We start from the raw sequence: 21541 nt of genomic DNA on the forward strand, positions 1-21541 counted from the left end.
CATAAAAAGCAGTGGCAACGCTAAAATACGGGCAATAAAAAGCCGCCCATATTAAGGCGGCTCAGCTAGATAACAACAATGAGTGACTTTTAAGCAACCTCAGCCGCAATTCCATCCCAGCCAGACTTGATTGTTCTTAACAGCTTTATGGCCTCGTCTATCTTACGCTCATCATTATCAGCATTACCACGCATCAAACACTGCACCATATAGTCATATAAACTCGCCAAATTCTCTGGCAAGCCCCCTTCTACATCCATATTCAAGCTGTCACTTAAACCACCAATAATAGAGATAGCCTTACCCAATGACACCCCTTTTTGAGCAATATCACCGCGTAACATAGCTCCCTTACCCTCTGCCATACGCTGAAGCCCACCCTCCATTAAAAGCTGAATCAAACGATGCGGAGAAACCCCAGAAACGGCCTCCTGATTGCTCACTTTTTGGTATTGATTAAGCCCTTTTTTTAAAGACATCTTATCCCCCTTATTTGCTGACTTTTAATTGCCACACAAGCAAATACCTTAAACCAGCTTTACGCCTTAAAAACTATAGCGGCAGAGAATAGAAAAGCATTAGTTAAACTTTATTTATCTATGAAAAAAATCCATTTTCATTTTTTAAGCCATACACAAAAACCACTCAAATAAAATAAAAGCCTCACAAAACAACAACTTAAGAAACAAAACGCTGCCAATATGATTTTTTTTATTAAAAAAGCTCAAGTATCCAAATGCAACGCCGTTAAACATCTCGAGCCGTTAAACATCTCGCATAGCAAACACAGAAAAGCATGTGAGACCCATAAATAATTTGTAGGAGTGACCTATCATGTCACAAGTTGTAGCAACCAACATCGCGTCGATAAACGCCCAAAGAAACCTAACAAAAAGTGGGAACAGCTTAGCCACATCACTACAACGTCTATCTTCTGGCTTGCGCATTAATAGCGCCAAAGATGATGCTGCCGGCTTACAAATTTCCAACCAATTAACTTCACAAATCCGCGGCATGACAGTGGCTGCACGAAATGCAAGTGACGGTATATCTTTGGCCCAGGTTGCCGAAGGTGCAATGGACGAAGTGACTAATATATTTCAACGCATGCGAGAACTCGCCGTACAGTCTGCCAACGGCACCAACAGCACAAATGAGCGCACCGCCCTAGATGCCGAATTCCAAGCGCTGGCTTCAGAAGTAACCCGTATAGCCTCTGGCACACGCTTCGGTAACACCACCTTATTAACAGGCAGCCTAAATACAACCCTACAGGTAGGCGACAAAGCCGGTGAAAATATAGCCATAACTATATCCCAAGTTAGCACCGTAGGTGGCGATATACTCTCTTCAGCTAATGCCGCTACAGCGATGTCAGTACTCACTATCGCCATTCAAACGGTCGACGGACAGCGCGGTAAGCTAGGCGCCATACAAAACCGACTTGAATCAACGATTGCGAACTCCAATAGCATTATTGAAAACGCCTCCGCCGCTCGCTCCAGAATACGAGATGCGGACTTTGCTGTAGAGACCGCCAACCTCACCAGAGCGCAAATCTTGCAGCAAGCTGGCACCTCAGTACTATCTCAGGCCAATGCCATACCGCAGGGAGTATTGTCACTACTGCAATAAAAGAAGGCAGAGGGCAAAGAAAGGCGCAGATTCTCCTGCGCCGCCACCCACAGCAACAGCGAATAAGTAACCCAGAGGGGATTTTCCTCACCATAAAGTGAATTAATGGCCGCATACTTAGCCGTAATGCAAAATTAAAACTCTTTTAAAAACAGCCCTTTAGGGCAAAAAACAACCACAACAAGAAAGGATTCAGAAAAAATACTAAAGCAAGACTAAATTCTGCCGATATTAAGGGTGTACGAGAGAGATTATTTTCACTTAGCCAGTGAAATAGACAAGCTAATTTAGGAGTGACCGTCATGGCACAAGTCGTAGCAACCAACGTAGCATCGCTAAATGCACAACGTAATTTAACAAAAAGTGGCAACAGCTTAGCTACTTCCTTGCAACGCCTCTCATCTGGCTTGCGCATTAATAGTGCCAAGGATGATGCGGCGGGCCTACAAATATCCAACCAGCTAACCTCACAAATTCGTGGTATGACTGTAGCAGCTCGTAACTCGAATGATGGTATTTCATTAGCCCAAGTGGCTGAAGGTGCCATGGATGAGGTAACCAATATCTTTCAGCGCATGCGTGAACTCGCCGTGCAATCTGCCAACGGTACCAATAGCACCAACGAACGTACCGCACTCGATGCAGAATTTCAGGCTCTAGCTTCGGAAGTAACGCGAATTGCTAACACTACCCGCTTTGGTAATACCAATCTACTGAGTGGCGGCTTAAACACCACCCTACAAGTAGGCGATAAAGCGGGCGAAACCATAGCTATTACCATATCGATAGTTTCAACTGTAGGTGGCGATCTTTTAACCTCTGCAGCAGCCAGTACTGCGATGGACGCGCTTACTACCGCAATACAAACCGTTGACGGCCAGCGCGGTAAGCTAGGTGCTATTCAAAACCGCTTAGAATCTACTATTGCTAACACTAACAGCATTATTGAAAACGCATCAGCCGCGCGTTCACGTATACGTGATGCCGACTTTGCCGTAGAAACAGCAAACCTAACTAGAGCACAAATACTACAGCAAGCCGGTACTTCGGTATTGTCGCAGGCCAATGCCATACCGCAAGGTGTGCTATCTCTGCTGCAGTAATAGAACTAAGTATTATAATCATTCGTAGTTATATACCTGTACCTGCTGCAACAATCGCAGGACAGGCTAAAGGAGAGTACTCATGGCACAAGTTGTAGCAACCAATGTTGCATCACTTAATGCTCAGCGCAACTTAACAAAAAGCGGTAACAGTCTAGCGACCTCGTTACAGCGCCTATCATCAGGCCTACGTATTAACAGTGCCAAAGATGATGCCGCCGGCCTACAAATATCAAACCAGCTAACCTCGCAAATTCGTGGTATGACAGTAGCTGCACGCAACTCCAATGACGGTATCTCACTAGCCCAGGTTGCTGAAGGCGCCATGGATGAGGTAACCAACATTTTTCAGCGTATGCGTGAATTAGCAGTACAGGCTGCTAACGGCACCAATAGCACCAATGAGCGCACAGCCTTGAATGCCGAATACGCTGCCTTGGCCTCAGAGGTCGACCGTATCGCCAGCACAACACGCTTTGGTAACACCAACCTACTCACCGGCAGCTTAGACACCACCCTGCAAGTAGGTGACAAAGCAGGCGAAACTATAGCCCTAAGTATTGCAGCTATTGCTAATGTTGGTGGTAGCCTAGGCACTTCAGCTGCTGCTGCAACGGCTATGACCTCACTAACAGCTGCTATACAGGCTATTGATGCTCAACGCGGTAAACTAGGTGCTATTCAAAACCGCTTAGAATCCACTATTGCTAACACCAATAGCATTATTGAAAACGCGTCAGCCGCTCGCTCACGTATACGTGATGCCGACTTTGCGGTAGAAACAGCCAATCTAACCCGTGCCCAGATCTTGCAACAAGCCGGCACATCTGTGTTGTCGCAAGCTAATGCTATTCCACAGGGAGTACTCTCTCTGCTACAGTAACGCAATGGATCAGCTCCTCGCTAGGCTAACGCCTAGCGAGACTTAATGAAGTGAGAAACACCATGACAACCAGCATCACAAACTTGTCAGATAGGTTCTCCGATACCACTCAAGTAACACAAAAATCGGAATCCGCCTCGCAACAGGACGCTGTGCGGAAGCGGGCAATAGCTGCCGAACAAAAAAACATCCCAGACCCCAGCACTAACCTTAAGAATGTTTCGGAACCTACCAGCCAAGCCGAAATTGAGGCCGTTCTGGAAAAACTTAATCTTGCGGTAGAAAACATCCAGAGAGGCTTAAACTTCAGAATTGATGAAAGCCACGACGGTGTTATCATCAAGGTTATCGATCAGGCAACTAAAGAAACTATTAGACAAATCCCTTCCGAAGAAATGCTAAGAATCTATGAGCGTCTTGAAGAAGTTAACAGTCTCTTATTTGATGATATTAAAGTATAATCGCACATACGGCCTCTAAGTACCTTCTTATTGGCCTCTATCTCTAACGGAAGCAGCAAGGAGTAACAACGTGGCAATTACTGCGTCAGGCATAGGCTCCGGTATAGACATACACGGACTAGTAGCCCAGTTAGTGGATTCAGAACGCGCGCGCCCAGAGCAATTGCTTGACGATAGAGCCAGCACACTTAATAGCCAAATATCCGCCCTTGGCCAACTAAAAAGCTCTATTTCTACTTTTCAAAAAAGCTTAGCTACCCTTACTGACCCCGCCGCATTTATTATCTATAGCGGCAGCTCCAGCAATGAAAGCGTTGCCACCCTATCTACTGACGACAGCGCACAACCCGGCACTTTTAACATCAATGTCACACAAATAGCTAAAGCCCACAAATCCAGCTCGACTTTAATGGCCAATGCAAACGCATTTGAAGTTGGTACCGGCGACCTCACTATAGAAAACGCCAATGGCGACAGTTTCACACTGACGTTTGCAGGCGGCGGCGATAACACCCTCAATGCTATGCGGGACGCCATAAATGACGCCTCAGATAATTTCGGCGTAACTGCGACAGTTATCAATATTGACGATGGTATGGGGGGAAGTGGCAGCAAACTAGTCATCACCGCGAATGAGACAGGCACGGATAACAGCTTAACGTTTACCTCCGACCCTGGGCTGGGAATGAGCACCGTCACCCCCGCCGCCAATGCCATTGTTGAAATTGACGGCAGCAGTAATGTATACAACAGCCAATCAAATACCATAACCGGCGCCATTGATGGCATTAGTATTGAAGCAAAAACACTAGGCACTACCACTATCAGCGTTGCTACTGATCAAGATGCCATCATTGAAAGTGTTGAAGAATTTATCGAAGCCTATAACACAATGCGCGGTGTATTTAACATCCAAGCTTCCTATAATAACGGTTCTCCCGGGGCTTTATACAGTGACTCCACGGTAAGAAGTCTTAACTCACAAATTACCAGCATAATTTCTGATACAGTACCCTCGGCTACCAGTGCATTTAACTCCTTATCGTCACTAGGTATAACCACTAATGAGAATGGTGAGCTTTCGCTAAACAGCAGTAATTTGAAAAAAGCTTTAGATAATGATTTTGATGCAGTGTCTGTTGTTCTTACTGCTACAGACGGCATAACTGCTCGCCTGGATAACACTGTGGATGAGTATGTGAAATTCCAAGGCCTGTTCGATAATAAAAATGAGTCCTACAATACCCGTTTAGGCCTCATTGACGACGCAAGAGCACGATTAGACTATCGCATTGGTAAACTGGAGGCACGCCTAACTGCGCAATTTATCGCAATGGATGGACTGCTAGCCACCCTGAACACTACAGGTAGCTTTTTAACACAACAGCTCGCCAATCTCCCCGGTGTAGTAAAATCAAGCTCTTAACCTTAGATAGATCCCGTAACCAGCATCCCTACATTTAATGAAAGTTAATAAGCCTTTAAAAAAACTTCATCAAGCCACTGCAATTAGTGAAGAAATTTTACACGCATTGAAAAACGGCGATTCAAATCAGGCTAATAGTCTTGCCGAGTTACGACTATCACTAATACAAAGCATTTCTTTTAGCGATTTATTACAATCACACCCCAAAGAAGCCCCACTTGCCATAGAGCAATTCGAAAAAAGTAATCATCGCCTCATTGAAACAAGTAACAACATAAAATTGGCCATCAGCGATGAAATTAAAAAAGTTAAAAAAAGTCTCACTGGAGCCAAAATATATAACGAAATTAACAAGCAATAACCTTATAAAATAGCAAACAAAGCTCTCAGCCAAAAAAATCACATACTAGATTTGTCCATCAGCATAACTTACCCTTAAAGCTAAATACCACGAAATGACCGACGATTTATATGGCTGACGACTTCCACAATATTAGCATCATCGCTCAACGCTGGCCGTCGCTAGCAAAAACCCTCAATCAGCAAGATATTTCTTGTCTAAATGCCAGCCTAGTTAAAGGCAGAGAAGAAACGATCAGCATTGACGGCATACAACTAAGCAGCCGACACAATCGAGCCACAGAAGCTCAGCTACTAGTAAGCCAAATACCTGATGACGCAGAAGTCATCAACCTTTACGGCACAGCCCTAGGCGACCTTCAACAAGCTATTTTACAGCGTAAAAACATACGGCTACTACGAGTATTCATACTCAACGAAGCAGTATTTTCATTGGTATTAAAACATACCGACCAGAGTAGCTGGCTAAACGATCCAAGAGTCTCATTGCAAACTCCATTAGCTAACGAAGAGGTAAAACACCCATTTATATCTATAGCCCCTGAACTTAGCCTTGCTTCAGACCAGCACTTAAAACTTCGCGATCATATTCTCAATGAAAACCAAACTAACTTTATTTATAAAAACCATATAAATAACAGCGCCTCAATTAATGAGCAGATAAACAAAAATATAGACCTCATCAAATCAGATAATGATGTGCAGTCACTCTTTAATAGCCGCAGGCATTCAAAGGCTTTCGTTATAGGAACAGGGCCTTCACTAGAGCGCTGCTATACCTATATAAAGTCAGCATGCAAAAATGAGAATATTTTAATTATAGCTGTAGACACTGCATTCAAAGCATTAACAGCTAACAGCATAAAACCCGACATTGTTGTTACCGTCGATGAAGAAACCAACACTAATGAGCTAAGTCCTCAGCACTCTGAAGGGATTTCATTAGTTTACTTCCCAAGAACAAACATAAACGTGCTTAGCGCGTGGCGAGGAAAAAGGTATACCAGCTATTCTACCAGCCCAGCGTATAACCGCATTTCAGAAACACACCCAAAGGGGCGACTGTATTCTGGGGGTAGTGTCATACACCCAGCAGTTGATCTTGCGGTAAAAATGGGCGCAAACTCTATCACACTATTTGGCTGTGATTTCGGATTCCATAGCAATAAAACCCACGCCGAATGGAAAGAAGGCGAGCTAGGGCTAGATTATACGAATAATCAAGGCCAGGTTAAGAATGGCTACGGTGAGATGATTGCTACCGTGCCAAATTTTCGCAGCTATTTGTGCAATTTAGAAAACTATATCAAATTGCACCCGCACATCACATTTTACAATTCCTGTCGGTATGGAGCCCTAATTGCAGGAACAGAGTATATTGAGGCTAAGCTATGAAAGCTGAACTCACCACAATACGAAATGAATCCTTATCTATTGCTAACAGCCTGAGACTAGGTAGAAACATTGAGGTCAGCGAAAAAATAGTATCACTTACACAGCTGCTAGGTGAACTTGCCACATCGCTTACTCCTAAGCAGCTAAACGACCTGCATCCTATATTAATTGACTTATTGGCTGCCCAAGAGCGTTCAGACTGGTTGTGCCTAGCTGATTACTTGGAGTACGAACTCATTGAGTTCCTTGACGAAAACAGCAAAAACAACGATTAAAACAAGCATAAAGTTTTTACAAAATCGGCCGATATCAATGTAAAGGGCAAGCGCTCCCCTTCTCAAGGTTGATATAACTAATGAAAAACTCCAAGCTAGAAAAAAAGCTTAAAATTAAAACTGGCAACAATATCTCCAAAGCATATATAGCCATTAGTAATGGTCCTTACCCCATAAACCTGTACGATAAGAGCCCGCTAAAGATAAATAGCCATAGTTCGAGTTTTACCAATCATTTCCAGCACATAAAACGCACAATTAACTTTATACTCCCTGACAAGCAAAGAAAATTTACTGTCATTGTTTCTAATCGTTAATATACTCTTATGAACCACAGAAAATTAAATACTAACGACTTTGAAACATGCGAAAACGATATTTATCATAGCTGGGAGAAAAGTAAACAGCTAGAGCGCATGATTATCAGCTCATCAAATCAAAACAAATGGACTGATGTACTTAGCAATTGTCAAACAAGAACAATGCAGCTACTACTGCACTTTAAAAAATACCCTATAGGCCCAGAAACCGCTTATTTTTATCAACATAATTTAAGCGAACATCTACGCAATGAAAAAATCATTGAGCAGATACGAAGAAAGGCCACTAAACAAATATTACAACTTGTAAAGTAAGTAGCACTATCGCAAGAAGTTAAACAAAGACAACGAACTTACGCGGCTAAAGGTCTGCTGGGCAGCTTCCAGCACAAAGGTCTCCTGACTCAAACGACTAATCGCTTCGGCGTAGTCTAAATCCCTAATATCGGATATCAACTCCTGATTAAGCAAGCCCACTCCTTCATGCAAAGCCTTTACGCTCTCAGCAGTATTTAAGCGCGCACCAACCTCAGCCCAAACCTGGCCCAAACTGGACTCAGCTGCAGCGAAATTGGTCAATGAGTCGTCAATTAATTGATCCAAAACCACTTTATCAGCTGGGGTATCAGTTAAGGTATTCAAGCCCTCTACTAAATTTTGCAGGGAAGTGATCATGCTCTGCTTGCCAGAAGACTCCACATAAAAATCATCACCTGCCACAGGCGTTCCAGAAATTGTGACTTCTACGCCATTAAAAGTGATGGGGTTGCCTGAGGTGTATGGCTGAGCGACCAATATAGGCACACCATTTTCATCATTAACATCAAAAGTAGCAGGGCCGGTAAAGGTAATCTCATAATCCAAAGGATAACTAGCATCGTAGCTAGCCTGATTGACTACCCGCTGGCTGGAAACCACGGCAGCCGCGCTATTAGTCGTGGTATAAAAAGTATTTTGCGCAGAAGGTATATCTTCAAAGATGCGACGACCACTATCGCTAATTGCTATAGCTGTACCATTAGCAACGGTCACCTTACGCTGCCCCTCGTCACCTTGATAAACATAATCACCGGCGGAGTTTTGTACAAAAGGCTGAGTCCCACCCTTAAAGCCGGCAAAGATATATTCACCGTTTGCATCAGTGCTATTGGCTATAGAGACAAGTTCTTCCAAGCGAGTGCCAAGCTCAGCCGCAATGGATTTGCGCTCGCTAAAAGCATTGGTACCATTAGCAGCCTGCAAGGTTAACTCTTTTACCCGAATCAGCAAGTCATTAACGCTGGACAGCCGTACCTCTTCTATCTCTAGCCGGCTTTCAACAAAGCTAATGTTTTTTTCAAACTGCTCTAACTGAGATTGCTCTTGATCCAACTGTATCAACTTAGCCGCACCTACAGGGTCGTCTGCAGGCGTACCTATGCGTTTACCTGTTGAGATTTGGTTTTGAGTATTAAAGCTTTGTTCCTGTATGCGCAGCATACTGCTTAAGCTTTGATTAAAACCCTGTAAAAATGAAAGCCTCATAATCTGACTCCTGGGCTATCGAAAGGCTGCTAGCAGCGTATCAAATATTTGCTGCGCAACAGTAATGATGCGTGCCGATGCATTATAGGCCTGTTCAAATTTAATTAAATTGGCGGCCTCTTCATCGAGGTTAACCCCTGAAACGCTGTCACGGCTTTTTTGCGACTGTATCAACAAGGACTCAGAAGCATCACGGCTAATTCTAAGCTGCGCTGTTTTTGCCCCCAGCTCCTCCAATAAACGCCCATAGGCATCTTCAAAGTTTAAAGTACCATTATCTAAACTGCTGGCCAAACGCAAATTACCCAAGGCCACTCCGTTTCTATTATCGGAGATGCCATCAACATTATAATCTACAGTAAATTCATCCCCTGTAGCTGGCGCACCTGTAAGCTCAATGCTGTAAGCGGCATTGGGTGAGGTATAAATATTGACGGTATTAGGTACAAAAGCATTACCAGCACTAATTACTGCATTAGTAGAGCTATTAATAACATCGTAACTAGTCGCTGAAGTGAACACGAATTTAACCGGCGTGGTGATATCTGTCATGGCTGCGCCGGCAACCGACAACACAGTACCACCCGAGATTATTCCAGTACCGGTATTACCCAAGCTAGAACCCGTTACTATAGGAGATGCATAAGCAAATTCTTGTGGCCGGGTTATTTCCAGGGCTATATCTTGAGCCGCCGTTTTGGTTGGGTTGAGATAAAACTTATCGCCGGCATTAGGGCTGCTGCTAATATCAAGGTCGAAACCATCAACATTAATAGTCGCGGGAAATGCCCCTATAGTGCCCGAGCTGACTACGGCATTATCAGACTCTCTAACAATTTGATAAGTTGAACCCGTACCACTAAAGTCAACAAAATAATCGCTAGTAGTCAGCTGGTTAACGTCACTAATAGACACACTTAAAGTAGCCGCACCAGTATTACCCACATCAGCGATCACTCGGCTAAGAGTTAATGCTGAGCTGTTGATATCCCTAAAAATATCATCACCAAAATTACCCTCTAAATCTATGCCCAGTTTATTTTGCTGGTTCATGGTTTCAGCGATACCTAGGGATATACGCCCTAGAGAATTATATATACTAGGTAGTGCATCCTGCTGGTAAGCGACCAAACCACCTAACTTGCCACCATTGATTAACCGGGTAATCTGCTGGGTGCCGCCCAGGCCACTGATATTGATTTCTAGCTGGCCCGGATTTCTAACACTATTAGCCGTTACCAATTCATTATGATTGCCGCCCAAGACTAGTGCTTGGCCACTGCCGATAAATACCGATAAGGCCCCATTATCTTCAGCAGCCGTTCGCACAGTTACTAACTCTGACAATTGAGTAATTAATCGATCACGCTCATCTAATAGCTGATTGGGTTGGCCTTTGCCCCTAGCCATCTCCTCAGTTATGGAAACATTTAAATTGGCTATGCCTTCAGCCAAAGAGCTTACCTGCGAGGTAAAAGCTTTGGTTTGCTGATTAATACTCTCTTGTTGCCGCTGTATACGTTGATACAGAGTATTAAAACGCTCTACCAACCCTTCCAGGTCACTGAGCACTAACTGTCGTGCAGGCATAGAGGTAGGGTCTTGCGCACCCGCCTCTATATCGGAAAAAACACTGTCTAAAGCTGGGCTTAAACCACTAAAGCTATCAGCCAGTAAAACATCCATTTCTTCAATGCTGCTCACATAGGCGGCTAAGTTATTAAAACTGGCAGTATCGGATTGCAGCTGAGTAATTAAAAAGTTCTCTACAATTCTGGATATATCACTAACCCCAGCGCCAGAACCTATAAAACCTACCCCTTGAAAAAACTCAGGGCGCGTTTCTACCTCTGCACGCTGCCGGCTATAGCCCTCCACATCGGCGTTGGCAATATTATTACCAGTAACCTGTAAAGAGGTTTGATTAGTACTTAAACCGCTAACCCCTATGCTCAATAATGAAGACATAACTAATTAACCTCTACACTGGCAATAGCGTTATTCATGGCGCTACTATTTGCAATGCGCATAATCTTTTCAGCATATTTGGGGTCAGTGGCATAACCGGCCTTAGCTAACTCTTGAATATACTGTTCGCCATCTTTGGCTTGTAAGGCTTTATCGTAACGACCACGGCCCATAATAAAATCTACATAGTCATCAAAGCTTTGTTGAATATTGTTATAAGAGCGAAAATTTGCCTGTTCTTGCACCGGTAAATTATTTTTAAACTCCAGGGTAGCTACACTAACCGTATCACCCTGCCAATCGCTGCTTGCTTTAATATTAAATAAGTTAAGTGAGCTTTCACCATTGCTAGCCTGGGTCATTTTTTTACCCCAGCCGGTTTCTAATGCCGCTTGCGCCAGTAAGGCTTTAGGCTCTATGGCTAATTTATCTGCGGCCGTTTTTGCCATAGCGTATAGCTTGTTGACAAAATCGCTAACCGTGCCATCAAAACTAACCGTCTCCTTTACTGCCTCAGTAGCTTGCACAGCTGCTGCGCTAGGCAGCGGTGCAGGGGTGGATTGTGCTGGGGTGGATTGTTCAGGCCTAATCAATTCCTGCTGCTTGGCGCTGGTATTATCTTGCTGCTCTATGCCAAAGCGTCGCTGTAGCTGTTTCACCATTAAATCACCTATGCCCATGCCTCGGCCCTTGGTGAGTGAAACCGCCAACTGATCATCGTACATTTGCTGGTACATGCTGGTAGTGGGGCTGGATAACATATTACCTTTGGCAAAAACCTCATTGGCATCGCGCATGCTCTTCATCATCATGCGTACCAGCATGGACTCAAACTGCTTGGCAACCTCTTCCAGAGCAGCATTTTTATCGCTGCGGCCTAGGCTGCGTATCGCATTAAGGCTATTGAGGTCAGTATAGGCATCGCTGCTAACACTGCGCGTTAAGGCTGATGACTGCATCATAGTTAGCGCCCCTTAAATCACTATCAAATCGGCTTCTAGCGCGCCAGCTTGCTTTAGCGCTTCTAAGATAGCCATTAAGTCACCCGGAGCAGCACCTACCTCATTAACGGCACGCACAATTTGATCCAGCGTGGTAGAGCCTTTTAGCTCAAACATTTTATTGTTAGCTTGCGTCACGGTAACCTCACCGGTTTCTGGCACCACCACGGTTTCGCCTTCACCAAAGGGGTTGGGCTGACTAACGTTATTCCCCTCCGTCACTGTTACCGTCAGGCTACCGTGAGTGACTGCACTGGGTGCCACAGTCACATGCTTGCCGACTACGATAGTGCCCGTGCGTGAATTAATCACTACTCGGGCCGGAGCTTCGCCAGGCTGCACGGTTACATTCTCTAACAGCGACATATATGAAACGCGCTGATCCATATCCATAGGAGCCGTTACCCGCACCGAGGAAGCATCCATAGCTCTGGCAATATTAGGCCCTAATAATTCATTGATGTTTTCTGCTATGCGTCTCGCGGTAGTAAAATCGGCACGATTTAAATTAAAAATTAAATGATCGCTACTGGTAAAAGCGTTGCTTACCGCTCGCTCCACTATCGCGCCATTGGGAATGCGGCCAGCGCTGGGAATATTAACGGTGACTTTAGAGCCATCCCTGCCCTCAGTGCCAAAGCCGCCTACTACTAGCTCACCTTGGGCAATCGCATAAATATTGCCATCAGCACCTTTCAAGGGTGCCATTAATAAACTGCCGCCGCGTAAGCTTTTTGAATTGGCTATAGAGGCCACCGATACATCAATCTTTTGACCGGGTTTTACAAACGCCGGCAAATTGGCGTGTATGGTAACCGCCGCCACATTTTTTAATTGAAAATTACTGCCTTCAGGAATAGTAATACCGAATTTATTAAGCATGGATTTAAAGGACTGCGCCGTAAACGGTGCTTGGCTAGTTTTATCACCAGTGCCATCTAAACCTACTACCAAGCCATAGCCCACCAAAGGGTTATCTCTAACACCTGCCAGGGTAGTAATATCTTTTAAACGCTCTGCATAGCTAACAGGCGTTAACACAGCTAGAAATATAACCGCGCTGATTAGCTTGTTTATCGTATTCATTACTGCTCTCTTTATAGAATAGTGTGCGTTCATCAGGCTTTAAAAAGGCCACCACTTGGAGTTAAAAAAGCTACTACCCCAGCCCTGTTTGCTGGCATCAGCAAAATCACCGGTACCACTATAAGTAATGCGTGCATCAGCCAACTTGGTAGATGACACGGTATTATTGGGGCTGATATCTTCCTGTCTAACCAAGCCTTTCACCCGTATAAATTCTTCGCCATTGGTTAGCGTCATCCACTTTTCACCGCGCACCGCCAGCAAACCATTAGGCATAACTTCTGATACTGTTACCGTGATACTGCCTTGCAGGCGGTTGCTCTGATCACTCTCGGCATCACCTTTAAAATCTCTATCCTGGGTAATACCCGCAGACATAATTTCATCACCGTTATAGGTAATATTGCGGCCAAACAAAGTACCGGCGTTAATGGCTAACTCCGTTTCTTTTTTAATTTCTGTTTCGCTTTTCTTTGATGACGATGTGCGCTCATCCAACAAAATTGTCAGCACATCCCCTACTCTGGCTGCGCGCTTATCGGTGAATAAAGACCCTCTGTAACCAGCCTGATAGAGGCTGCCACTGGAAGTCGCTATTTGTGCATGTTGATAATTACCCATCACTGGTGCATAGGCAGGGTCATCCGGCTTAGGGTCGGCCGCTATGCAAGCTGTTAAGCTCAACGCCAACAAACAATAACTAAGCGCTTTTATGATTAAACCGTACTTCAACATAGCTAACACCTTATGCACTAAACGCCGATTACAAGTTTTGTGAAACAAATTGCAACATTTGATCAGCGGTAGAAATAACTTTTGAGTTCATTTCATAGGTACGCTGGGTGGTAATCATATTGACCAACTCTTCCACCGTATCAACATTGGAGTTTTCTAAAGAGCCCTGCTCTATGCTGCCTATACCATCTTCACCGGGCGTACCGGCTATGGGGGCACCACTGGCGGTAGTCTCTAAAAACAAGTTAGTGCCTATGGCCTGCAAACCCGCTGGGTTAATAAAATTAGTCACCGTTAAAGTGCCTAGCCCCTGCGCGCCAGCTTGGCCAAACACAGTGGCCTCTACTATGCCGTCACTACTAATGGTGATACTTTGCGCATTATCAGGAATCGTAATACCCGGCTGTAAGGGATAACCGCGCGCATTAACAATTTCACCGGTGGCATTTACCTGAAACTGGCCGTTGCGGGTATAGGCTTGGCTACCATCCGGCAACAGTACCTCAAAAAAACCCCGCCCAACTATGGCTAAATCCAAAGGTTGTTCGGTAATTTCTACACTGCCGCTGGTAAATTCTTTGGTGGTACCGATGACTCGCACACCGGTACCTATTTGCACACCCGAAGGTAGCTGTGTGCTCTCAGATGATTGCGCACCCGGCTGCCTGCGAATTTGATACAACAAATCTTCAAACACTACCGAGTCACGTTTGTAACCCACGGTCGCGGCGTTAGCCAAGTTATTTGAAATTGTTGATAAGCGCGTATCTTGCGCACTTAGGCCGGTTTTACTAATCCATAATGCCTGAATCATACTGCACCTCTTAACAATTTAACGCTGATCACTTTGCTCTAGCGCTAACACTAAAATTTAAATTATTTAACTGCTTTTTAATAAACTGGTGGCCGCCTGACTATTTTCATCGACTGTTTTCATCAGCTTAATATTCACTTCGTATTGTCTTGCCAAGGCCATAATTTGAGTCAGCTCGCCCACGGTATCGACATTACTGCCTTCTAAAAAACCTGACTGCACTCGCACTCTGGGCTCGGGCTCTTGCTCTTGGCCATCTTTACGGCTAACTAAACCGTCCGGGCCTTTTTGCAAATCTTTATAATCAGGGCGTACTAATTTCATTCTGTCTACCACCGCCAATACCCCGGCGGCCTGCCCTTCAGGCTGTATGGTGATAGTGCCGTCAGCACCTAATGTGAGCTTATCGAAAGGAGGAATAGCAATAGGGCCGCCCTCGCCCATAACCGGCAAATTATTGCCGGTTAGCAATTGGCCGGTGGGGCTTACCCGTAAAGAACCACCGCGCACAAAGGCCTCGCGGCCATCTTGCGCCTGCACCGCCAACCAACCGTCGGAATCTATAGCTACATCCAAATCTCTGCCGGTTTCTATCAGGGCGCCATGGTTAAAATTAGTACCAGGGCTCTCTGTCATGGCATAGGCGCGGGTGCTGTGGCCATCACCGTAATACACCCCCATAGAGCGAGCCTGAGCGAAATCCGCCTGAAACCCCGAGGTATTGGCGTTGGCAAGGTTATTTGAATGTATCGCCTGCGCAGACATAATATTTTGCCCTGCAGTCATCGCGATATAGATTGCTTTATCCATGATAAAAAGCGCCTGTTTATTAACACTAATCATGAAAAATGCAATTAGGGTGCCAACAAGTTTTTTATGAGGATAAATACTGATGCCATAGCGTCAGAGAAATGCAGAGCATTGCGAAAAACAAAAAACCCGGCACAGAGCCGGGTAAGAAATATGTGAGCGCTACTAGGGGAGCTATAAAAGATGTCGCACTTGCCTGCCACCAAAAAACCAGCTGAGCCGTGTGTAATCCACCATGCTGTACGGGCACAGTTAGATTACGAAAAATGCGTGTACGAGAGAGAGTTGACAAGCATTTTAGACTGATTTTAAGCGTAGCAAGGCAAGCGCAACAACTTTTATAGACCCCCTAGCAAAACTCCTAAGTAATTAAATTCACACGTTAACGTATATTAATAATAGCCTGGGTAACCGTATCCGAAGTCTCTATGGTTTTAGCATTAGCCTGGAAGTTACGTTGCGCAATAATCAAACGCACCAACTCTTCCGATAAATCCACGTTAGAGTCTTCCAAAGCCCCCGATTGTATTGCCCCTAAGGACCCCGTTAACGGCGCACCAATAATCGGCTGGCCCGATTCAAAAGACTCGCCCCAGCTGGTATTACCTAGGGGCGTTAAGCCCTGTTGATTACCAAAAGTGGCCAGTGCCAATTGCCCCAGCACCTGCGCCTCACCATTGGTATAACGCGCGAAAATAACCCCGGTTTTATCCACCTCAACACTCGATAAGCGACCTGGTGAAAAACCATCCTGACCTACCGCGGTAACCGAGAACTCACTACCAAACTGGGTAGAGCTGCCCACACTAATGGTAAAGGGCGAGGGGGTGATAGCACCGGTAGAGTTACCATTAGCATCTATAGGATCCCAAGCCGTTATATTGGTAGGTGTTAAAGGCGATGCCAAAGTACCATCGCTGGCAAAAGTTAAGGTGATGGGTGTATCAGCAGCCGTAGGCGCGATAACATTTTGGTCATCGATTTTTACATACATTTGCCATTGATTAACTGCCGGAGCCGGGTCTTTAACAAAATAGTTGGTTTGCACATGGGGATTACCCAAGCTGTCATATACCGTCAACGAGGTTGAGGTATTGTAGCTATCTGGATCCGTGTAATCGAATGGCGTAACCGCCGGTGCTGAGGCCCGCGAATCTAAGTTAAACTCTATATCTACCGCACTGGTTGAAGCCGGTGCAATATTTTGAGTTTGTATTTGCAAGTCACCGGTAACACCTGTAGATATTGCCCCCGATGAATCGATTTGATAACCCTGCAAGCGGGCACTGTTATTAGCGACGATATAACCGTCTTTATCTAGGCCAAAATAACCTGCGCGGCTGTAGGTAGTCGCACCGGCATCGCTAAGCACAAACATACCTGTGCCGTTAATCGCCAAGTCCAAGCTGTTATCGGTAAACGAAATATTACCTTGGTCAAACTGCTGCGCCACATCGGTAACCAATACACCGCTACCGGCAGTAGACCCGCTGCCTATCAAACTATTGGCATAAACATCACCAAACTCTGCCCGCGACTCTTTAAAACCCGCGGTGCTTGCGTTGGCAATATTATTACCGGTAACCGATAAATCTTGATTCGCGGCTCGCAAGCCACTTAAAGCGGTATTAAACGACATAACTCACTCCTCTACCTTACTAGGTAATGCTGTATCTATTGCCTACAAAATTTCTGAAACACTGGATAAGGACATAGGCCCTACGCCGGCGACATTTAATGTTAGGGTGCCATTGCCCCCCACAGTGACACTATCAACATTGGCACTTAAATCGGTGGTCAATTGCTGCGGGCCTTCACTGGTTGTAGCTATGGCTTCAAAACGGTACTGCCCTGCTGCCAAGGTGTTGCCATCGTTATCTTTAGCATCCCACACAAAGGTCACATCGCCGCCTTCGTGGGCACCTAATAACTCTCTACCTACCAATTGATTGGCTGAATTATAAATATTCATACTTAAATCAGCGGTGCTATACGGCAGATTAATTGTGCCTGCTATATAACTGCCGGTAGCAAGATAGGCCTGCTCGGCGGGCACTTTAACACTGCGGCCAACTAACGATGATGCCTGTAAGGCTTGGCTAGACTGAAACCCTTGGTTCATATCAGTCACGGTAGTATTTAATTTATCTAAACCCTCAACCGAACTAAATTGCGCCAACTGTGCCACAAACTCACTATTAGTTTGCGGGTCCAGCGGGTTTTGATTATTCATTTGAGTAATCATTAATTTCAAGAAAGCATCTTGCCCCAACTCATTACTTTTGGTGCGCCCCTGTGCTTGCATCTTATCTTGTATCGATAAGTCTGCTAACAAACCTGTTGAAACTACGCTGTCAGTCATTGCCTTGCTTCCTAAGTCTTACGATTACTCATGCTGCGTTTACCAGCTACTACCCTATCAAGCTAGCTTACTGACCTATGCTTAATAAACCACGCATCATTGTTTTTGCTGAGTTCATCATTTCCACATTCATTTGAAATGAGCGCGACGAAGAAATCATATCGGCCATTTCTTCTACCACATTGACATTGGGGTAATACACATAACCATCTTTGTCCGCTTTAGGGTGCTGTGGCTCATAACGTTGTTGTAAAGGCGCATCGCTTTCAACGATGCCATCGACTTTTACACCCACACTGGACTCGCTCTGCATAGGGTCAATAAATGCATTACCTTGCATAGCCGCTTGCTGTACCGCGCGAAACACTGGATGCCTAGCGCGATAAACTTCATCAACACTACTACTGGCTGACTGCGCATTAGCCAAGTTACTGGCCGTGGTATTTAACCGCAGGCTCTGCGCCGCCATACCTGAACCGGCTATGTCAAAAATACTGCTAATTGACATTATATTTCTCCTTTAATGGCCTTACTAAGACCTTTAAATTTGCCGTTTAAAAACTGAAAGCTAGCCTGAAAGTCCATAGTATTTTTTGCAAATCGACTCATCTCAGATTGCTCATCAACGGTATTACCGTCTACGGAAGGCTGTAATGGCGTGCGGTATTTTAAATCTGCGGCACTGACTACGCCTTGGGCGGCACCAAAATGCCGGCTATTAGTTGCCTTCATGCTGCCCGCATTACCGCTCATCGCCAATTGGTTTTTCAAAGCACTCTTAAAATCGATATCTCGCGCTTTATAGTTAGGTGTATCCACATTTGCCAAGTTACTAGCAATCACTTCGGCACGCTTAGTACGCAATTGCAAAGCCGCTTCGTGTACACCTAATGCATTTGAAAAACTAATTGCCATAATGCCTTACCTATTACCCTTTACCGTTAGCAGTACTAGTGAGTAAAACCGCTAACCTTAATACTGGTGACTAGGGTAAAAGCAAAGCCTGTGCCAGTTTTATAAAAGCACTATAAACAGGGGCTAGAGGCTACTTAAGCGATGGCTAGCGTTATAAGAGCGGCAAAGTCTTGCTGGCCAGGGCGGCAAGCGGCAATAGTGAAGTGGCAATATTTGGGGAATCATCAGCTAAGGCCAAGCGTGTAATACAAGCCTAAAAACAAAAAGCCCCGCAACTTACGCAGCGGGGCTTTTAATTAACTACAGTACTATCGAGCTATCGCTGTATTACAGCATGGCAACTACAAGGCCTTGTAAATAATGCCGGGGTGGCAATGTACCATCTCGTAGAGCTCACTCAAATCGGCTAAGCCCTCAGAGGCGCCCAACACCAAATAACCGCCCGGCTTTAGGGTGGCATGTATGCGACGTAAAATATCTTTCTTCAAATCCAGCGAAAAGTAGATTAAGACATTGCGGCAAAAAACCGCGTCAAATTTGCCCAAGCTTACAAAACTATCCATTAAGTTTAATAGCTGAAACCGCACCCTATCGCGAGCTTGCGGCTTAACACGCCAGCGCTCAGATTCAGTGGGTTCAAAAAACTGGCGCAGCCGCTGATTGGAGAGGCCGCGCCCTAAGGATAAGCCATCATACTCGGCAGCCCTACAAGCCTCTATCATGGTTTTTGACAAATCAGTTGCCACTATACTCAGCGGCGGCAACTTCAGTGAGCGATTCGCCAACAGGTACTCGTCATAGACCATGCTCAGGGAGTAAGGCTCCTGCCCCGATGAGCAAGCCGCAGACCAAATACGTATATTGCTTTCACCGCGGGCTATGCAGGCCGGCAAAATGGTATTTTTAAACACTTCAAAGGGGTGGGTATCGCGAAACCACAGGGTTTCGTTGGTGGTCATGGCATCGATCACCGCTTCCTTTAAGGCGCGGTGATTGGCCATACTCATTTTTTCTATCAACTCACTAAGGCAGGCAATCTTATGGCTGGCCATAATCTTACTCAGGCGACTGGCCACCAAATACTGCTTGTTCTCGCCCAGTAAAATACCACAAGCCTTCTCTAAAAATTTCCGGAAGTTTTGATAATCTACCGATGATACTTGCGCACTAGCATGAGAAGGCGAACCATAGGTCTGTTGGCTCATAGTTACTGCTAACCTTTTTAAAAACAGGGAAAATTGTTAAGCATACAGCCTTTTCAGTCAGGGGCCGATTAAAATTTCCCCCTTACTACACTTCATAGGCCTAAGGCTAGAGCTCGAGATTAGCCGCTTTAATCCTGTCAGTTACCATGGTGGCTAATTGATCTGGGTTAAATTTAGCCAAAAAGTTATCTGCACCTACCTTTTTCACCATGGCTTGGTTAAACACACCACTTAGCGAGGTATGTAGCACCACGTGCAGTTTAGCCAAGCGAGGGTCAGAACGCACCTCCGAGGTTAGGGTATAGCCATCCATTTCTGGCATCTCTATATCGGATATCATCACCAAGTACTTTTTCGAAACATCCTCACCCGCATCGGCCAGATTCATTAGGTGCTCATAGGCTTGACGGCCATCATTCAACACCGTGGTTTCTACCCCTATACTCTCTACACAGCGCTTAATTTGCTTACGCGCTATAGCGCTATCATCAACAATAAGCACATGCTTGCTAGCGGCGACTTCATTAATACTGTCATCCACTACGCCTTCAGAAATTTCCTCCACCATGGGTGAAACTTCAGAGAGGATTTTTTCCACATCAATAATTTCAACTAAGCGGCCATCAATATTAGTCACCGCGGTTAAATAATGCTCACGCCCCGAGCCCTTGGGTGGTGGATGGATATCACCCCAGTTCATATTGACTATGCGCTCTACCCCACGTACCAAAAAGCCCTGGGTCGCGGTGTTGTACTCGGTGATAATGACAAAACAACTTTCTATATCATCCAACTCACCCTGGCCTGTCGCTAAGCTCAAATCCATAATCGGAATAGTTCCACCGCGTATATGAGAGACTCCTCTCACCACAGGGTTACGCTGGGGGATCATGGTCAGCTTAGGGCACTGCAGCACCTCTTTAACCTTAAAAACATTAATGCCGTATACCTGCTCGCCACCTAAGCGAAACAGCAATAACTCAAGGCGATTTTGCCCAACCAACTGCGTGCGTTGATTGACCGTATCTAGTACACCCGCCATACCCTTCTCCAAAACCTATAGTTCAACGTTACTAAACAACTGCTACTCAGCTGCCAGCACTCGCCATGATTGCTGCTATTTGCTCATTATGCTACCAGCCAGCCGCAATACCAAGGATCGCAGCATAGCCCTATGCAGCAAAACTGCCCGCCGCCCTTCAGCATTAACGGCATACTACTTGCACAGCATTAATAAATAGCTGTTGAGCGTCATTTTTTCGA

The 21541-nt window shown here is 45.2% G+C and carries 23 protein-coding genes; 9 read left to right on the forward strand and 14 right to left on the reverse strand.

Translation table 11 applies throughout. The annotated features are described in order from the left end of the window. Positions 1-89: 89 nt before the first annotated feature. Positions 90-479 (reverse strand): flagellar export chaperone FliS, encoded by a 390-nt coding sequence (gene fliS / locus NO559_RS01270; protein ID WP_258329952.1) that lies wholly within the window; start codon positions 477-479, stop codon positions 90-92. 355 nt (positions 480-834) lie between these two features. Between fliS and NO559_RS01275 the strand changes: the two genes are divergently transcribed. The 9 genes from NO559_RS01275 (at position 835) to NO559_RS01315 (ending at position 8173) form a co-directional block, all read left to right on the forward strand. Then, positions 835-1635 carry a flagellin gene (locus tag NO559_RS01275; protein ID WP_258329953.1) on the forward strand — a complete coding sequence of 267 codons (801 nt, stop codon included), beginning with the start codon at positions 835-837 and terminating at the stop codon, positions 1633-1635. A 302-nt stretch (positions 1636-1937) separates the two neighbouring features. Next, a complete protein-coding gene (locus tag NO559_RS01280) occupies positions 1938-2738 on the forward strand; it encodes a flagellin (protein WP_258329954.1) in 801 nt (266 codons plus the stop codon). A gap of 82 nt (positions 2739-2820) precedes the next feature. Further along, a complete protein-coding gene (locus NO559_RS01285) occupies positions 2821-3621 on the forward strand; it encodes a flagellin (RefSeq protein ID WP_258329955.1) in 801 nt (266 codons plus the stop codon). A gap of 62 nt (positions 3622-3683) precedes the next feature. After that, complete coding sequence (locus tag NO559_RS01290) at positions 3684-4082, forward strand: flagellar protein FlaG (protein ID WP_258329957.1); 399 nt, start codon at positions 3684-3686, stop codon at positions 4080-4082. Positions 4083-4152: 70 nt separating this feature from the next. Then, entirely contained in the window at positions 4153-5508 is a 1356-nt protein-coding gene (gene fliD, locus NO559_RS01295) for a flagellar filament capping protein FliD (RefSeq protein ID WP_258329958.1), read from the forward strand. Positions 5509-5545: 37 nt separating this feature from the next. Then, positions 5546-5869 carry a hypothetical protein gene (locus NO559_RS01300; RefSeq protein ID WP_258329959.1) on the forward strand — a complete coding sequence of 108 codons (324 nt, stop codon included), beginning with the start codon at positions 5546-5548 and terminating at the stop codon, positions 5867-5869. 110 nt (positions 5870-5979) lie between these two features. Continuing rightward, positions 5980-7263 (forward strand): motility associated factor glycosyltransferase family protein, encoded by a 1284-nt coding sequence (locus NO559_RS01305; protein WP_258329960.1) that lies wholly within the window; start codon positions 5980-5982, stop codon positions 7261-7263. Next, positions 7260-7538, forward strand: coding sequence for a hypothetical protein (locus tag NO559_RS01310; protein WP_258329961.1), 279 nt, complete (start codon positions 7260-7262; stop codon positions 7536-7538). Before NO559_RS01305 ends, NO559_RS01310 begins: the two co-directional genes overlap by 4 nt. 326 nt (positions 7539-7864) lie before the next feature. Further along, the gene (locus NO559_RS01315; RefSeq protein ID WP_258329962.1) at positions 7865-8173 is read left to right on the forward strand and encodes a hypothetical protein; all 309 of its coding nucleotides are present in this window, start codon (positions 7865-7867) and stop codon (positions 8171-8173) included. 6 nt (positions 8174-8179) lie between these two features. Here the strand turns inward: NO559_RS01315 and flgL are convergent, their stop codons facing one another. The 13 genes from flgL to NO559_RS01380 all read right to left on the reverse strand — a co-directional run bounded on the left by flgL (position 8180) and on the right by NO559_RS01380 (position 21320). After that, positions 8180-9382, reverse strand: a complete 1203-nt coding sequence (gene flgL, locus NO559_RS01320) for a flagellar hook-associated protein FlgL (RefSeq protein WP_258329963.1) — start codon at positions 9380-9382, stop codon at positions 8180-8182. Between the two features lie 15 nt (positions 9383-9397). Further along, the gene (gene flgK, locus NO559_RS01325; protein WP_258329964.1) at positions 9398-11350 is read right to left on the reverse strand and encodes a flagellar hook-associated protein FlgK; all 1953 of its coding nucleotides are present in this window, start codon (positions 11348-11350) and stop codon (positions 9398-9400) included. Between the two features lie 2 nt (positions 11351-11352). Beyond that, positions 11353-12312 (reverse strand): flagellar assembly peptidoglycan hydrolase FlgJ, encoded by a 960-nt coding sequence (gene flgJ, locus NO559_RS01330; protein ID WP_258329965.1) that lies wholly within the window; start codon positions 12310-12312, stop codon positions 11353-11355. A 12-nt stretch (positions 12313-12324) separates the two neighbouring features. Continuing rightward, positions 12325-13437 carry a flagellar basal body P-ring protein FlgI gene (locus NO559_RS01335; protein ID WP_258329966.1) on the reverse strand — a complete coding sequence of 371 codons (1113 nt, stop codon included), beginning with the start codon at positions 13435-13437 and terminating at the stop codon, positions 12325-12327. A 39-nt stretch (positions 13438-13476) separates the two neighbouring features. Next, positions 13477-14172 carry a flagellar basal body L-ring protein FlgH gene (gene flgH / locus NO559_RS01340; RefSeq protein WP_258329967.1) on the reverse strand — a complete coding sequence of 232 codons (696 nt, stop codon included), beginning with the start codon at positions 14170-14172 and terminating at the stop codon, positions 13477-13479. Between the two features lie 28 nt (positions 14173-14200). Continuing rightward, positions 14201-14986: a flagellar basal-body rod protein FlgG gene (gene flgG / locus NO559_RS01345; protein ID WP_258329968.1), complete on the reverse strand. Its 786-nt coding sequence runs from the start codon at positions 14984-14986 to the stop codon at positions 14201-14203. A 66-nt stretch (positions 14987-15052) separates the two neighbouring features. Beyond that, entirely contained in the window at positions 15053-15796 is a 744-nt protein-coding gene (locus NO559_RS01350; protein ID WP_258329970.1) for a flagellar basal body rod protein FlgF, read from the reverse strand. A 382-nt stretch (positions 15797-16178) separates the two neighbouring features. Further along, a complete protein-coding gene (gene flgE / locus NO559_RS01355; RefSeq protein ID WP_258329971.1) occupies positions 16179-17435 on the reverse strand; it encodes a flagellar hook protein FlgE in 1257 nt (418 codons plus the stop codon). 42 nt (positions 17436-17477) lie between these two features. Further along, on the reverse strand, positions 17478-18158 hold the full coding sequence (locus NO559_RS01360) for a flagellar hook assembly protein FlgD (RefSeq protein ID WP_258329972.1): 681 nt from the start codon (positions 18156-18158) through the stop codon (positions 17478-17480). A 67-nt stretch (positions 18159-18225) separates the two neighbouring features. Beyond that, on the reverse strand, positions 18226-18666 hold the full coding sequence (flgC, locus tag NO559_RS01365; RefSeq protein ID WP_258329974.1) for a flagellar basal body rod protein FlgC: 441 nt from the start codon (positions 18664-18666) through the stop codon (positions 18226-18228). Beyond that, on the reverse strand, positions 18666-19073 hold the full coding sequence (gene flgB / locus NO559_RS01370) for a flagellar basal body rod protein FlgB (RefSeq protein WP_258329975.1): 408 nt from the start codon (positions 19071-19073) through the stop codon (positions 18666-18668). Before flgB ends, flgC begins: the two co-directional genes overlap by 1 nt. A gap of 341 nt (positions 19074-19414) precedes the next feature. After that, complete coding sequence (locus NO559_RS01375; protein ID WP_258329976.1) at positions 19415-20278, reverse strand: protein-glutamate O-methyltransferase CheR; 864 nt, start codon at positions 20276-20278, stop codon at positions 19415-19417. 106 nt (positions 20279-20384) lie between these two features. Beyond that, positions 20385-21320 carry a chemotaxis protein CheV gene (locus NO559_RS01380; RefSeq protein WP_258329977.1) on the reverse strand — a complete coding sequence of 312 codons (936 nt, stop codon included), beginning with the start codon at positions 21318-21320 and terminating at the stop codon, positions 20385-20387. Between the last annotated feature and the right edge of the window lie 221 nt (positions 21321-21541).

Origin of the sequence: Dasania sp. GY-MA-18 (assembly GCF_024734385.1) — a bacterium.
Lineage (GTDB): Bacteria > Pseudomonadota > Gammaproteobacteria > Pseudomonadales > Dasaniaceae > Dasania > Dasania phycosphaerae.